This is a genomic window from Hymenobacter sp. DG25B, from assembly GCF_000801315.1.
In the GTDB taxonomy this organism is placed as follows: Bacteria; Bacteroidota; Bacteroidia; order Cytophagales; family Hymenobacteraceae; genus Hymenobacter.
Window position 1 is genome coordinate 2,525,967 of the sequence record NZ_CP010054.1, and the last position, 14,757, is coordinate 2,540,723.

11 protein-coding genes are annotated in these 14,757 nt (G+C 56.5%); 10 read left to right on the forward strand and 1 reads right to left on the reverse strand.

The features are described 5' to 3' along the window. Positions 1 to 42 precede the first annotated feature (42 nt). The 10 genes from PK28_RS10780 (at position 43) to groL (ending at position 12,547) form a co-directional block, all read left to right on the forward strand. Positions 43 to 1,509, forward strand: a complete 1,467-nt coding sequence (locus PK28_RS10780; protein WP_156126351.1) for a tetratricopeptide repeat protein — start codon at positions 43 to 45, stop codon at positions 1,507 to 1,509. 50 nt (positions 1,510 to 1,559) lie between these two features. Continuing rightward, a complete protein-coding gene (locus PK28_RS10785; protein WP_044516841.1) occupies positions 1,560 to 2,834 on the forward strand; it encodes an anthranilate synthase component I family protein in 1,275 nt (424 codons plus the stop codon). Between the two features lie 255 nt (positions 2,835 to 3,089). After that, positions 3,090 to 4,550 carry a tRNA (N6-isopentenyl adenosine(37)-C2)-methylthiotransferase MiaB gene (gene miaB / locus PK28_RS10790; protein ID WP_071885144.1) on the forward strand — a complete coding sequence of 487 codons (1,461 nt, stop codon included), beginning with the start codon at positions 3,090 to 3,092 and terminating at the stop codon, positions 4,548 to 4,550. A 176-nt stretch (positions 4,551 to 4,726) separates the two neighbouring features. Beyond that, positions 4,727 to 6,031, forward strand: a complete 1,305-nt coding sequence (locus tag PK28_RS10795) for a sigma-54 interaction domain-containing protein (protein ID WP_082017066.1) — start codon at positions 4,727 to 4,729, stop codon at positions 6,029 to 6,031. Further along, positions 6,012 to 6,545, forward strand: a complete 534-nt coding sequence (locus tag PK28_RS10800; RefSeq protein ID WP_082017067.1) for an LptE family protein — start codon at positions 6,012 to 6,014, stop codon at positions 6,543 to 6,545. Before PK28_RS10795 ends, PK28_RS10800 begins: the two co-directional genes overlap by 20 nt. A 144-nt stretch (positions 6,546 to 6,689) precedes the next feature. Further along, positions 6,690 to 7,991: a DUF8458 domain-containing protein gene (locus PK28_RS19030; RefSeq protein WP_048825889.1), complete on the forward strand. Its 1,302-nt coding sequence runs from the start codon at positions 6,690 to 6,692 to the stop codon at positions 7,989 to 7,991. After that, positions 7,992 to 8,378 carry a preprotein translocase subunit SecG gene (gene secG, locus PK28_RS10810; RefSeq protein WP_044513757.1) on the forward strand — a complete coding sequence of 129 codons (387 nt, stop codon included), beginning with the start codon at positions 7,992 to 7,994 and terminating at the stop codon, positions 8,376 to 8,378. 287 nt (positions 8,379 to 8,665) lie between these two features. Beyond that, positions 8,666 to 10,393: a glycoside hydrolase family 26 protein gene (locus PK28_RS10815; protein ID WP_156126352.1), complete on the forward strand. Its 1,728-nt coding sequence runs from the start codon at positions 8,666 to 8,668 to the stop codon at positions 10,391 to 10,393. A gap of 171 nt (positions 10,394 to 10,564) precedes the next feature. After that, positions 10,565 to 10,855, forward strand: coding sequence for a co-chaperone GroES (groES, locus tag PK28_RS10820; RefSeq protein ID WP_044513761.1), 291 nt, complete (start codon positions 10,565 to 10,567; stop codon positions 10,853 to 10,855). A 45-nt stretch (positions 10,856 to 10,900) separates the two neighbouring features. Beyond that, the gene (gene groL, locus PK28_RS10825) at positions 10,901 to 12,547 is read left to right on the forward strand and encodes a chaperonin GroEL (RefSeq protein ID WP_044513762.1); all 1,647 of its coding nucleotides are present in this window, start codon (positions 10,901 to 10,903) and stop codon (positions 12,545 to 12,547) included. 463 nt (positions 12,548 to 13,010) lie between these two features. Here groL and PK28_RS10835 read toward each other — a convergent pair whose 3' ends face one another. Continuing rightward, positions 13,011 to 14,747 carry a peptide MFS transporter gene (locus PK28_RS10835; protein WP_044513766.1) on the reverse strand — a complete coding sequence of 579 codons (1,737 nt, stop codon included), beginning with the start codon at positions 14,745 to 14,747 and terminating at the stop codon, positions 13,011 to 13,013. Positions 14,748 to 14,757: the final 10 nt, after the last annotated feature.

Below are 14,757 nucleotides of genomic sequence, written 5' to 3' on the forward strand. Positions count from 1 at the left end.
CGCCTGTTTTTTGGCTTGATGCTTGGCTTGCTATGCCTGCTAATGGGAACAACGGTCCTGGGCCGGCAGGAGCCGCCGGAGGCTGTCTTTGCTCCTTCTTACAACTGGCCCCTTACGCCCACTGCACGTCGGGCTTACGCTGAGCTATTGAAGCTGCGGATACCGGCTGCCCGTGCCTGCCTGCAGCCCGAGCTGCTACAGGCGCCTTCCAGCGCCGGCACCCTGCTGGTAGCCGACGGTATCGATTTCACGGAGCTGATGATTTCGCAGGATGCGCGCCTGTACGAGGGCGTGGTGCAGAAGCAGGACAAGCGGCTGGCTTTGCTGGCGAAATCGAAGGAGCGTACGGCTTTGCGGGCGTATACGCTGGCCGAAATCCGGTTGCATCAGGCCGCGGCGCAGGTAGCCTTTCAGCACGAAATTCAGGGAGCCTGGAGTTTGCGGCAGTCATATCTGCAAATGCAGGATGCCGTGCGGCAGTACCCTAATTTCCTGCCGGCCCGCAAAACGCTGGGCATGCTGCAGTTTTTCATTGGCTCTCTGCCGGAGGGCTACCGTTGGTTTCTGAAGCTGCTGGGGTTGCCGGGTAGCGTGGAGTCCGGGCTCCAAAACCTGCGTACAGCCGCCCGGCACCCCCACGAGTTCCAGCCCGAAACCCGCATTATCCTGGCTTTGGTGGAGGAAACCTACTTCAAGAAAAGCGAAGAAGCCGTGCAGCTGGCCACCAGTTTAGCAACTCAGCAGCCCGATAACCTGCTGTTCAGCTACCTGCTCATCAGCCTGCATAAAAAACAGCACCAGACCAACCAGGCCCTGGCCGCCTATCGGGCCCGCCCTACCGGCGCGGCTTACCTGGCCGTGCCTTACCTCCACCACATGGCCGCCGACCTGCTTCTGTACCAAGGAAACTATGCGGCCTCGGAGCGGGAAAATCTCCAGTTCCTGCGTGAAAACCGGGGCCTGCACTACCGCAAGGACGCTGCCTTTAAGCTGTATCTGGCCGCCTGGCTCTCGAACGATGCCCCCACAGCCCGGCAGTACTACGGGCAGATTAATGATGGTGGGCGCACCGTAGTGGAAGAAGATAGCTACGCCCAGCGGGTGTTAGAGGATAAGCTGCCGCTGAACCGCATCCTTACCCGCGCCCGCCTGCAGATAGATGGCGGCTACTACCGAGAGGCCCTGCGCACGCTGGCCACCTTCCACGGCACCCGCACCACCCAGCTGCGCGACCAGCTGGAAGCTCCCTACCGGGCGGCCCGCGCCTGGCACGGCCTGGGGCAGCTGGACTCGGCCCGCCTGCTCTATGCCCGAACCATTGCCCTGGCCGGGCAGGCGCCATATTACTTCGCCCCGCAATCGGCCTTGCAGCTAGGCTACCTCTACCTGGCCGAAGGGCAGAAAAACACGGCCCGCACCTATTTTCAGAAAGCCCTGAGCTACCCCCGGCACGAGTACAAGAACAGCACCGATGCCAAAGCTAAAGTGGCCCTGGCGGGTTTGAAGTAAACACGCCCGTTTCGTACTTGCTGTCGGTGGCGCGGCGCTACCTTTGCCCCGTGCTTGTAGTTCCTTACACTGATCTTCCTGTTTCTGCGGCCCGTTTCCGGGAGTTGGCGCTGGGCTGGGCTGCCCGGTTCCGGTGCTGTGCCTATTACACCTCCAATGATCTGGCGTATCCCTACGGCGGTTTCCAGTCCATGCTGGCCGTGCGGCACACGCCGGCAGTTGCGCCATCGTCGCTGGCTGAGCTGCGGAGCTGGCTCCGGCAGCCTGCCATGGCTCCCCGATGCGGGATGCTTTCCTATGAGCTAAAAAACGAAATTGAACCGCTCCTGAATAGCGGCCACCCAGATGGGTTGGAGTGGCCGGCTCTGCATTTCTTTGAGGCCGAAACCTGGCTGCGCTTTCTCTCGGAAAGCTTAGAAATACACGGCCCGGCAACCGTATTAGCTGACATTCTGAGTACGCCCCTGACTGATACGGCCCCCAATGTTCCCACTGTGCGGCCCCGTATGCCCAAGGAAGATTATTTGCGGGCTGTGGAGAACATTCAGGAAGACATTCTGAACGGAGAAGTGTATGAGCTGAATCTGTGTCAGGAGTTTTATGCCGAACAGGTGCAACTGGAGTCGGTGGCCTTGTTTCAGCGGCTGAATGCGGCTTCGCCCACTCCTTTTGCCGGGTTTTACAAATGGGAAGACCGCTACCTGTTATGTGCTTCGCCGGAACGCTTTCTGCGCCGCGAAGGTGCTACGCTGCTTTCCCAGCCTATTAAAGGCACCATCCGCCGCGGCAACACTGCGAAAACGGATGCGCAGCAGCGCCACACCCTGCTGCACGACGAGAAGGAGCGCGCTGAGAATCTGATGATTGTGGACCTGGTGCGCAACGACCTGGCCCGGGTAGCCGAAACCGGCACGGTGCAGGTACCCGAGCTCTTCGGCCTGTACCCTTTCCGCCACGTCTGGCAGATGATTTCCTCCGTGCAGGCCCAGGCCCGCCCCGGCACTGACGTGGTTGACACATTGCTGGCCGCATTTCCCATGGGCTCGATGACCGGAGCACCTAAAATCAGGGCCATGCAGCTGATAGAGCAGTATGAGCGCACCCGGCGCGGCCTCTACAGCGGCAGCATCGGCTACGTGCTGCCCAACGGCGACTTTGATTTCAACGTCGTCATCCGCTCCCTGCAATACCGCCAGAATACCGGCTACCTCAGCTTTCAGGTGGGTTCGGCCATTACCTACGATTCCGTGCCAGAGCGCGAATACGAGGAATGCCTGCTCAAAGCCCAAGCTATGCTGGATGTATTAGGCGCCGTAATTGATTGATTTTCTACTTTCTAAAAGCAATTGAGCCTGAAATCCTGCGCTGGTAAAGCACAAACTTTCATCAACCCAAGAAGCAGATTCCATTGGCCTTATCAGTCAGGCAGTTCCTTTCGTTCCGGCCTCCCAATAGCAGAAAAAGCGCCTGAACAACGGCTTTTTGCAAGCTCAGCCGCTCTGCCATTCTGTCATTTTTGCCCTAAAACCGCTACCTTTGCCCGCTCACCAGCTGAGAAGCTGACCCTGCGACGAACACCCATGTCCCAACCGCTGATTACCCTCGATTTCCTCGATACGCCTGCCCTGCCCACCCCGAGCACGGACGCTACCACCCACGCCGAAACCCCATCCGGGGAGGTGCGCGTGAGTGCCGCTACCAGCACGGGCCGTAAGCGCAAGCTATATATTGAAAGCTACGGCTGCCAGATGAACTTCTCGGACTCCGAAATTGTGTCCAGCATTCTGTTTAATGAAGGTTTTGACACCACGGAGCAGCTGGAAGGAGCCGATCTGGTGCTGCTCAATACCTGCTCTATCCGGGAGAAGGCCGAGCAAACGGTGCGGATGCGCCTGTCGCAGATCAACGGCCATAAAAAGCGCAACCCCGGCCTGCTGGTGGGCGTGCTGGGCTGCATGGCCGAGCGTCTGAAAAGCAAGTTTCTCGAAGAAGAAAAGCTGGTAGACCTGGTAGTGGGCCCTGATGCCTACCGCGACCTGCCCCAGCTGATTCAGCAGGTAGACGGCGGCCAGAAAGCCGTGAACGTGCTTCTCAGCCGGGAAGAAACCTACGCCGATATCACGCCGGTACGCCTGAACTCGAACGGCATTACGGCCTTCATCAGCATCATGCGGGGCTGCGACAACATGTGCTCCTTCTGCGTAGTGCCCTTCACCCGCGGCCGCGAGCGGAGCCGCGACGCGCACAGCATCATCCAGGAAGCCCACGACCTGGTAGCTGCCGGCTACAAGGAAGTTACCCTGCTAGGCCAAAACGTGGACTCCTACAAATGGGCTTCGGAAGATGGCGCCGAGCAGGTAAACTTTGCCCAGCTGCTGGAAAGCGTGGCCCTGATCAGCCCCGAGCTGCGCGTCCGATTTTCCACCTCCCACCCCAAGGACATTACCGATGAGGTGCTGCACACCATGGCGCGGCACGAGAACATCTGTAAGTACATTCACCTGCCCGCCCAGAGCGGTAACACGCGCATCCTCAAGCTCATGAACCGCACCTACGACCGGCCCTGGTACGAGGATCGGGTGCAGGCCATCCGCCGCATTTTAGGCGACGAATGCGCCATCAGCTCTGATATGATTTCGGGCTTCTGTTCCGAAACCGAGGAAGAGCACCAGGACACGCTCAGCCTGATGGAGTACGTGAAGTACGACATGGCCTATATGTTCTTCTACTCGGAGCGCCCCGGCACGCTGGCTGCCCGCAAGCTGGAGGACGATATTCCGCTGGAGGTGAAAAAGCGTCGCTTGGCTGAGGTCATTGCCCTCCAGCAGCAGCACAGCCGCGAGCGAAACCTACTGGGCGTGGGCAAAGTGCATAAAGTACTGGCTGAGAACTTCTCCAAGCGCTCTGATGAACACCTGAGCGGCCGCAACAGCCAGAACCAGGTGGTCATCTTCCCCAAAAAGCACTACAAAAAAGGCGACTATGTGAACGTGCTGGTTCATAGTGGCTCGGCCAGTACCCTGCTGGGCGAGGCGGTGTAACTTTCTGTCATCCTGAGTTCACGAAGGACCTTCTCACGTTAGCGCGGTTACTATTACCAGTACTGGTGCTCATATGAAAAAGTAACCGGGGAGCTCAGGATGAAGATTTTTATTCTGCCCAAAGTAAAATAAGCCGCGCTGCTTTTCGTCTTCCACACGAAACTCCCCTCCTGATTTTGACACCTTCCGAAATACAAAGCATCAAACAACGCTTCGGCATCATCGGCAATGCGCCGGCGCTGAACTACGCCATTCAGGTGGCGGCTCAGGTGGCGCCTACGGACATGACGGTGATGATTTCCGGCGAAAGCGGCTCGGGTAAAGAGTCGTTTTCCAAGATCATTCATGCCCTGTCGCCGCGCAAGCATGGGCAGTTCATTGCTATTAACTGCGGCGCTATTCCGGAAGGCACCATCGACTCGGAGTTGTTTGGCCACGAGAAAGGCTCGTTTACGGGGGCGCAGGAAGCCCGCAAAGGCTATTTTGAGGTAACCAACGGCGGCACTATTTTCTTGGATGAAATCGGGGAAATGCCGCTGGGCACCCAGGCCCGACTGCTGCGCGTGCTGGAAAACGGCGAGTTTATTCGGGTAGGCTCCAGCAAAGTCCAGAAGACCGATGTGCGCGTGGTAGCCGCTTCCAACGTGAATCTGCTGGATGCCGTGCGCGAAGGCAAATTCCGGGAAGACCTCTATTACCGCCTCAACACCGTTCCCATTACGGTTCCACCATTACGTGAGCGAGGCGACGATATCTATCTATTATTCCGCAAGTTCGCTACGGATTTTGCCGAGCGTTACCGCGTAAAGCCAGTGTCGTTGACGCCGGATGCGGTAGTGGAATTGCAGCGCTTTCAGTTTCCCGGCAACATCCGGCAGCTGAAGAACGTGGCCGAACAGATGTCGGTGCTGGAAACGGAGCGGGAAATAGATCTGCGCCGCTTGCGCCAGTATTTGCCCGCCGAGCAAACCAGCCGCCTGCCCATGCTGGTGCACGCGGCCGGCACCGCCACCGATGGCGCCGGCAATGCGTACTCGGAGCGCGACCTGCTCTATAAGGTGTTGTTTGATATGCGCCGGGACGTAACGGACCTGAAAAAGCTGGTGCTGGAGCTGGCCGCCGGCCAGCGGCCGCACGAAGCGCAGGAGCTGGTGCGACAAAACAGCCACTTGTTTACCAACCTAAACGTGGCCCCTTATGAAGGTGGGCGCCCGCTGCGGCAGCCAAGCGAGGCCGGCTCGGAGTATTTCATTCCCTCCGTGGAGGAAGACGCTGATTATGAGGACGAAAGCCAGCGGGTAGAAGACATTTCGCACGAGACGGAAGAAGAAACACTGTCCCTTGATGCGAAGGAAAAGGAGATGATTATTAAGGCACTGAAGAAACACAACCACAAGCGCAAATACGCCGCCCACGATTTGGGCATATCCGAACGTACCCTCTACCGCAAACTCAAACAATATGACCTGGAACAGCTATAAGTGGTTGATTAGCTGCTGCATCGTATTGATTGGTTTTGGCGCGGCGGGGTGCCGCGTGTACTCCTTCACCGGCACCAACATCGACCCCACCGTTAAGACGCTATCCATTCTTACCTTCCCTAATAGCGCCCCCAACGGCCCGTCGTCTCTTTCCCAGCGCTTTACGGAAGATTTCAAGGATTATTTTCAGCGCAATACCACGTTGAAGCTGATAGCGCGCGATGGTGACCTGCAGTTTGAGGGTGCCATCATCGGCTACGATATTGCCCCCGCGGCTATTGAGAAGACCGAAGGGCGCGACCAGGCAGGCCTGAACCGGCTGACCATTCAGGTGCGGGTAAAATTCACCAATACCAAAGACCCCAAGCAGGATTTCGAGCAGACTTTCCAGAGCTACGGTGACTTTCCCGGCTCCCAGGATGCCACGCAAATCAATAATAACCAGACCGAGGTACGTCGCATTACGGAGCGCATTATTACGGATGCCTTTAATAAATCCGTAGCCAACTGGTAGCCGCCGCGCGTGCTTTACTGGCTAAATTGCTGTATTGTTGTTATTCGGTAGTGCCCGTGGTACGGGTGCCGTGCCGTATCGCTCTTTTTTGCACCGGAAGGCTTCCGTCTTTCGCCCTATCACCCGCCGCAACCCTAGTTTTCCATGACCCGTGCGTCCCTGCTGCAGATTCTGGACCATGTAACTTCCATTTCAGAAGCTGAAACCCGGGAGTTGGAGCAGCTGGCGGCCACCTTTCCGTATTGCCAAACGGCGCACCTGCTGCTGGCCAAAGCTGCGCACGACCACGGCAGCATGTTGGCCAGCCAGCGCCTGCGCCACGCCGCCACCTACGCCACCGACCGCCAGCTGTTGCGTGAACTGATTGAGCGGCAGCCACAACCTGCTGCACCATTTATAGCGGCCCCAGCCGCCATGGCTGTACCGGAGCCAGCGGTAACGGAGGAAGCGCCCGGTGTGCCCACGGAGGAAGAAATTTCCCTTCTGCCCGTAGCGGACCCCACGTCACTTGAGTTAGCTTCCCCGCTGGTCCCTGAAGCAGATATAACCCCGGAAAACCCTGCCCTGGAAAGTGAGCCTGAAACACTAGCAGCAATAACCCTTACGCCAGAAGTCCCAGTTGAAGCGGCTCCGGAGGAAGTGCCGATAGTTTCGGATGAAGTTATAAACGAAGCGGTTGAAGAGCCTGCGGAGGTTGAAGCACAGGCGGAAGCACTGGAAAACTCGTCAGAACCGGAAGTAGAAGAATCTACAGAGCCGGCTGTGCTTATTCTTGCCGAAGAAGAAAGCACCACTTCCTCAGTAGCCTCCTCTGAAACAGAACCCCTTGTCGGCGGCATTCTGGATGAGCTGCCCCCGGTGGCCCCTCCTATCCGGCCGCCGGCCGATGCCGGCTCTTCCCGCTTTGAGTATGGCTTTGAAGAGCCGGCCCCGTTAGTTCCTCCCGTGCTGTATCAGCTGCCGGAACTGGAAGATGCCACTCCCAAAACAGGCATTCCGGCCTTTTTCGCCGATAATGAGTTGGGCTACGGCTTGCCTTGCGGCAGTAGAATGGGCTTTGCCCTAATGCCGCGCAGCGAAGAAACGGTGGATCTGCCGCTATCAGCTTTCTTTGAACCGGATGCCGTACTGTTGGCCCATGCCGAGGCCAATCGTCCTGCGGCGCCACCGGCTCCTTCCTCCTTCGAGCTGATCAACCGTTTCCTGAAGATTCAGCCCCGGTTGAAAGCGCCGGCTACGCTGCCGCCCGTGGATGAACAGCAGGATTTATCGGTGCGCAGTACCAGCATTGTGCCGCAGCTGGCCTCCGAAAGCCTGGCCAAAATAATGGTCCGGCAGGGCAAGGTGGCCAAAGCCATTGAAATATATGAACAGCTGATGGTGCGCCAGCCCGAAAAAAAGACGTACTTTGCCGACCAAATTAATCAACTGAAACTTTCGGAGTAGATGTACATTGCCCTGATCAGCCTAATCATTTTTGTGTGCTTCTTGCTAGCCCTGGTGGTGCTGGCCCAGAATCCTAAAGGAGGCGGACTTTCCAGCCAGTTTGGCGCCGGCGGCACTGCCCAGCTTATGGGCGTGAAACGCACCGGCGACCTGCTGGAACGCCTGACCTGGGGCTTTGCCATTGCCCTGATGGTATTGTCGCTGGGCACCCAGATGGTAAATAGCGCCTCTGGTGATAGTGCTCCGGTACGGAGTGTAAACCAGCAGCGCGCTATGGAAACGCAGGTTCCTGCTACCATGCCCGCCCCGGCTCCTACCGCACCCGCACCTTCTGCCCCTGCACAGCAGGCACCGGCTACTGCGCCCGCTACCACGCCGGCTCCTTAAGCAATTTGCTTTTTAGATTTTGAACGGGTGGCTTTCCTTAGGGGAGCCACCCGTTTTTTTGTGTCTTATTTAAAATATATTTTTATTTCAAGATTAAATTATACATTTACTGAGTACCATTTCGTAATTATGGCAGCCTTTAAGTCAAGCGGAAAACTACTTCCTGGTTAGTTACTTCTTGCTCGGATTCCACCGGCGCAGTGCCATACTTCGGTTTTGATGCCTGCCATGCCTCTTTGTTATTCTATCCGGTGATGAAAAAGTCTGGGGTTTCTACTGCTTTAGCCGTGCTTCTGCTACTACTGGCGGCTTTTACGTGGATTAATAAACGATATACCACCATCCTGCCTTTGCAGGAGCAGCTTTCTCAGCCCGTATTAGAAGTAGTAGAAGCCGGCACATTTGTTCCGGCCAGAGCACAGGGTTCAGTTGGCAGCAACCTGCGCCATTACTCAATGCGCTGGAACCCCGCCACTGCCTATTCTCTACCCATCAGGACTGAGCTACCCGTACTCCCGGCAAAGTATTCCGTGTTACTGACCATTGAGCTATGGCCCGAAAAAGACCTGCTTACGGCTCCCAATGATGTAATGCAGGAACTGATGCAAGGCGCTTTCGATCAGCAGATAGACCAGCTTTGCGCCCGTATTGCCGCCCAGCAGAATACGTACTACCTGCGCTTAAACCCGGAAATGGAGGTACCGGCTAAAGTGTATCCCTGGCAAAACCAGGCACCCAAATCCTTCAGCAATGCTTACCGGTATTTCGCACAGCGCTGCCGCAAGCTGGCCCCGCAGGCCAAGCTGGTATGGGGCCCGGCCGGCTACCCCGGCGACTTAGAGTTCTGGCCTGGTGCCGATGTGGTGGATCTGGTCAGCATTACGCTGGGCAGTGCTTCCGAAGCGCAGGCCCCGGCCTACCCGGGCGGCAGTACCGGGCCGGATGCTTTGCTGCGAAAGCTGCACCGCGTGGCTATAGTAGAGAAACCAGTGGTCATCCTGGGCTCCCCGGCAGTACCGCGGAAGAGCTTTCAGCGAGAGTGGCTGGTAGCCGCCGCCCGGGACATGCGCGCCCATCAGCAGTGGATGGCACAAAGCGCACACTCTGCCCGCGCATTGCGCCGGTCCATTCAAAGCAAAGCAGCAGATACGCCACCCGTGTTGGGCGTACTAGACCGCAACCATTTGTTGGTAGACCAGCCGGCGGTCCGGGTAGAGCATCTGTTCACGGATTGGCTCCAGATAATGAACGGTGGACTGCAGAAAGACCTGCAGGGCGTGTTCAGCAGGAATCATGACGTTATTTTGACCGTGGAGCCCTGGAATGGGCCTGACAAGCCCCGGGACCCGAATGTGCTGGCTAATATCCTGCGTGGCCACTACGATAAGCAGCTCAAAACCCTGTATGGCCTGCTGGCCAATACGCGGCACACTATATACCTGCGCTGGGCCCATGAGATGGAAATACCTATTACGCGCTACGCCTGGCAAAGCCAGAACCCGCTGACCTACATTAAGGCGTACCGCTATTTTGCCTTATTCAACCAGGAGAATAACGCTGATATCCGGTTAGTGTGGGGTCCGGCCGGCGACCGGGGCTCCCTGGATTTCTGGCCCGGCGACGATGTGGTGGACTATATCAGTATTGCCATTTATGGCCTTCCGGACAAGAATATTACCGATCATACGCAGCAGGAAACATTCCGTGACATATTCCTGCGCAAAACCTGCCGGATGGAATTTGTCCACAAGCCTATTTTCATAACTGAATTTGGGGTGAAAGGCCCCGATGATTTTCAGCAACAGTGGCTCCAGGGTGCTGCCCAGACCCTCCGGGAACACCCGGAAGTGGTTGGCGCCTGCTACTTCAATTGGCAAGACTTGCCGGAGGCCTGGGGCAATATTCAGGCCCCGGACTGGAGCATTACCCCGGCAGCCTTTAATAAGTTTGCGGCTATGCTGCAGGCTACACCGCCTCCCGCTGACCGTGCACAAAGCCTGGCAAAGGCTAACTGATCTGGCGGGCATGGCCGGTAAACCTGACACGAGTGGCAGATTTCAAGGAAAAAACTAGTCACAAATCCGGGTCCGGCGTTCATTCTGTCAGGTTTAGTAGGGCTGGCACAAGAAGTGCGGACTGCGGGCACACGCAACCTTTGTGTACACCCTTCATCCAAAACATACTTTATGTCACTTAGCATGAAACCACTGGCTGACCGCGTCATCATCGCGCCAGCTGCTGCCGAGGAGAAAACCAAATCGGGCATCATCATCCCCGATACGGCTAAGGAAAAGCCCCAGCGTGGCGAAGTAGTAGCCGTAGGCGAAGGCAAAGTGGCCGACAACGGCACCACCCTCAAGCCCCAGGTGAGCGTAGGCGACCAGGTGCTGTATGGCAAATATGCCGGCACGGAAATCACCATTGAAGGCAAGGACTACCTCATCATGCGTGAGTCCGATATCCTGGCGGTGCTCTAAGCCCTGCCTTTTCTTTCTCCTGATTTCATACCTCTGTAAAATAAGATGGCTAAGAACATCCAATTTGATACCGACGGCCGCGATAAGCTAAAGCGCGGCGTAGATAAACTGGCTAACGCCGTGAAAGTAACCCTGGGCCCTAAAGGCCGCAACGTGGTTATCGACAAGAAATTTGGCGCCCCCACCATTACCAAAGACGGTGTGACGGTTGCCAAGGAAATTGAGCTGAAAGACCCGATTGAAAATATGGGTGCTCAGCTGGTGAAGGAAGTAGCCAGCAAAACTGCTGATCAGGCCGGTGATGGTACTACTACTGCCACCGTACTGGCCCAGGCTATTTACACGGCCGGCTCCAAAAACGTAGCCGCCGGTGCTAACCCCATGGACCTGAAGCGCGGTATCGATAAAGCCGTGCACGCAGTAGTGGCTAACCTGAAGCAGCAGTCCAAGAAGATTGAAAACTCTTCGGAAATTGCTCAGGTAGGCGCTATTTCGGCCAACAACGACATGGAAATCGGCCAGATGATTGCCGATGCTATGGACAAAGTGGGCAAAGAAGGCGTGATTACCGTGGAAGAAGCGCGTGGTACTGAAACCGAAGTAAAAACGGTGGAAGGCATGCAGTTCGACCGTGGTTACCTCTCCCCTTACTTCGTGACCAACGCGGAGAAAATGGAAGTGGAGCTGGAGAACCCCTTCATCCTGATCTACGACAAGAAAGTAAGCACCATGAAGGAGCTCCTGCCCGTGCTGGAGCAAGTGGTGCAAACCGGCAAGCCCCTGGTTATCATCTCCGAAGATGTGGACGGTGAGGCCCTGGCTACGCTGGTAGTAAACAAGCTGCGCGGCTCGCTGAAAATTGCGGCTGTAAAAGCTCCCGGCTTCGGCGACCGTCGCAAGGCGATGCTGGAAGACATTGCCGTTCTCACGGGCGGTACCGTTATCAGCGAAGAGCGCGGCTACAAGCTGGAAAACGCTACGCTGGAATATCTCGGCCAGGCCGAGAAAATCATCATTGACAAGGACAATACCACTATTGTCAATGGCAAAGGCGAGAAAGAAGGCATCACGGCCCGTGTAAACGAAATCAAAGCTCAGGTGGAGAAAACCACTTCGGACTACGATAAGGAGAAACTGCAGGAGCGTCTGGCCAAGCTGTCGGGCGGGGTTGCTATCCTCTACATCGGTGCTTCTACGGAAGTAGAGATGAAGGAGAAGAAAGACCGGGTGGACGATGCCCTGCACGCTACCCGCGCGGCCGTGGAAGAAGGTGTAGTACCCGGCGGCGGTGTTGCTCTGGTGCGCGCTCTTGATGCTCTGGAAGGCGTGAATACGCTGAATGGCGACGAGCGTACCGGCGTAAACATCATCCGTACGGCTCTGGAAGCTCCCCTGCGTACCATCGTGCAGAACGCCGGTGGCGAAGGCTCGGTAGTAGTACAGAAGGTGCGCGAAGGCAAAGGTGATTACGGCTACAACGCCCGCGAGGACCGCTACGAAAACCTGATGGCCGCTGGTATCCTCGACCCCACCAAAGTAACGCGTCTGGCCCTGGAAAATGCCGCATCTATTGCCGGCCTGCTCCTGACCACCGAGTGCGTTATTTCGGATGAGCCCGAAGATGACAAAGGTGGCGCTGGTGCCGCTGCTGCCGGTATGGGCGGCATGGGTGGCATGGGTGGCATGATGTAAGATCATCCGTCTGGTGCATTACTAGCCTAGACTATAAAAAGCCCCGCTGGACGTTGTCCAGCGGGGCTTTCTTATTTGGAGGAGCAACTCACTTTTTATTGATTAGCTGGTTACTAAACCCGATTAACAGCATCACTAAAACGAATAAGCCTCCGGTTACCCATTTCATAAATCTATAGTCGGCACATAAGTCGCGGCCTGACACAAGAGAAAGGCAACTGTCCGCCCCGGTTTCATATTTTAGGCTGACCTGCACGCTAACCAAGCTCAACCCCGCGCACAGAACTGCGAAGCTGGAGAATATTATCAGGACTGTATGCACCCGGTCTGACATAAAGTGGGTAAGTCTTAAAAACAATGGATAACTCCGCAAAACAAGCCATTTCAGTATTGCTGCTAAATTAAAAGCCCTAATGACATTACATGTCATTAGGGCTTTTTGATAATCACTCCAGAAGCTGCTTTACGCAGTTACAGGCTCCTCCATCATGGTGTAGAGGCGCTTGTAAAGCACGAACAGAATCAGCGAAGCAACGGCCGACATGCCCACGAAAATCATAAAGAAATCGTAGAGGCTGGTGATCTGAAAGCCGAGGAAAGTAGGCCAGTGAGAGGTCAGTTCCAGGCTGCTGAGCTTGGCGGTAATGTCGGCGGTGGCCTGCGTGGTGCCGTTCAGGATGTTGGGCAGGTTGATGCCTTCTTTAGCTGCTTTAGCAAACTCGCCGGGGCCGGGAGGATACAGGCCGGAAAGTACGCCAGCCAGCTTGTTGCCGGCGGCAGTAGCCAGGAACCACACGGCCATCAGCAGGGAAGCAAAGCGGGCGGGCGCCAGCTTATTCACCAGAGCCAGGCCAATGGGCGACAAACACAACTCTGCAAAGGTGTGCACCATGTACATGGTAATCAGCCAGAACATGCTCACTTTGGTGGTAGCGTCCACACCTTTCACGCCGAAGGCAATGATGAGGTAACCAACGGCCATCAGCATAAGGCTGATCGACATTTTCAGGGGTGAGGAAGGCTCGGCGCCCCGTTTGCCCAGCCACGTCCAGAGCACCGCGAAGATGGGCGCGAATATAATGATAAACAGGGCGTTAGCCGACTGGAAATAAGAAGCTGGTACTACAGCCGAACCCAGCGTACGGTCCGTCTGCTCATCGGCAAAGAAGGTGAGCGAGGCACCCGCCTGCTCAAACGTGCCCCAGAAGAAGATAACGAAGAAGCTCAGGATGAAAATAACGTAGATCTTCTGCTTTTCGCGGGCCGTGAGCGTAGAGTCGGTCAGGATAGTGATGGGCGCTACAATCATAGCCGAGAATACCAGCGCGCCAATCCAGTCGCGGTTCATCAGCCAGGCAATGGCGGCATATATAACCACAAACAGGCCAATGAGCATGGGCAGCTTGCTGGCGAAGCTCTTGCTGGGCTGCGCAAGGGTTTCGGCCCGTACCGGAGCATCGGTTTGGGTAGGCACCACGGGGGAGTGCTCCACGCTGCGCTCGGGCTTGGCGCCAAGGGGGGCGCCGGTGGCTGTTACCACATATTTGTGCTTGAGCAGCTCAAACGTAATGGTGCCCAGCAGCATACCAATACCAGCGGCCAGGAAGCCCCACTTAAAGTCGGCGGGGTTGCCGGTGTCGCCCAGGGTACCGCACACCAGCGGCGACATAAAGGCGCCCAGGTTGATACCCATGTAGAAAATGGTATAGGCCGCATCAATACGCTTGTCGCCGGCGGGGTACAGCGTACCCACCATGGAGGAGATATTGGGCTTGAAGAAGCCGTTACCGAAAATCAGCAGGCCCAGGCCCAGAAAGAACAGCAGCAGCTGCATCTGAGGGGCATCGGCCTGGCCCGTCTGGTAGAGGGATGCACTGAAGAAAAGAGCAAACTGCCCGGCGGCCATCATCAGGCCCCCAATGAGAATTGAGCGGCGGTTGCCCCAATAGCGGTCGGCCACGTAGCCGCCCAGCAGCGGCGTGAGGTACACCAGGCTGGTGTAGTTACCATAAATGAGCGACGACATCTCCTTGTTCATCAGGAGGGCCTTGATCATGTACAGCGACAAGAGGGCGCGCATGCCATAATAGCTGAAACGCTCCCACATTTCTGTGGCGAAAAGTACGTACAGGCCCCGCGGGTGTCCGCTGTTCGCGGCTACGGGCGGCTGTTGATGAAGAGCAGCAGATGTTGTTTGCATGAATGGTGAG

Bases quoted from the DNA above. Each gene is read 5' to 3' on its own strand.
- secG (WP_044513757.1), top strand. From the start codon at position 7,992: ATGTACATTGCCCTGATCAGCCTAATCATTTTTGTGTGCTTCTTGCTA.
- PK28_RS10800 (WP_082017067.1), top strand. From the start codon at position 6,012: ATGACCTGGAACAGCTATAAGTGGTTGATTAGCTGCTGCATCGTATTG.
- groES (WP_044513761.1), top strand. From the start codon at position 10,565: ATGTCACTTAGCATGAAACCACTGGCTGACCGCGTCATCATCGCGCCA.
- PK28_RS10835 (WP_044513766.1), bottom strand. From the start codon at position 14,747: ATGCAAACAACATCTGCTGCTCTTCATCAACAGCCGCCCGTAGCCGCG.
- PK28_RS10780 (WP_156126351.1), top strand. From the start codon at position 43: ATGGGAACAACGGTCCTGGGCCGGCAGGAGCCGCCGGAGGCTGTCTTT.
- groL (WP_044513762.1), top strand. From the start codon at position 10,901: ATGGCTAAGAACATCCAATTTGATACCGACGGCCGCGATAAGCTAAAG.
- PK28_RS19030 (WP_048825889.1), top strand. From the start codon at position 6,690: ATGACCCGTGCGTCCCTGCTGCAGATTCTGGACCATGTAACTTCCATT.
- miaB (WP_071885144.1), top strand. From the start codon at position 3,090: ATGTCCCAACCGCTGATTACCCTCGATTTCCTCGATACGCCTGCCCTG.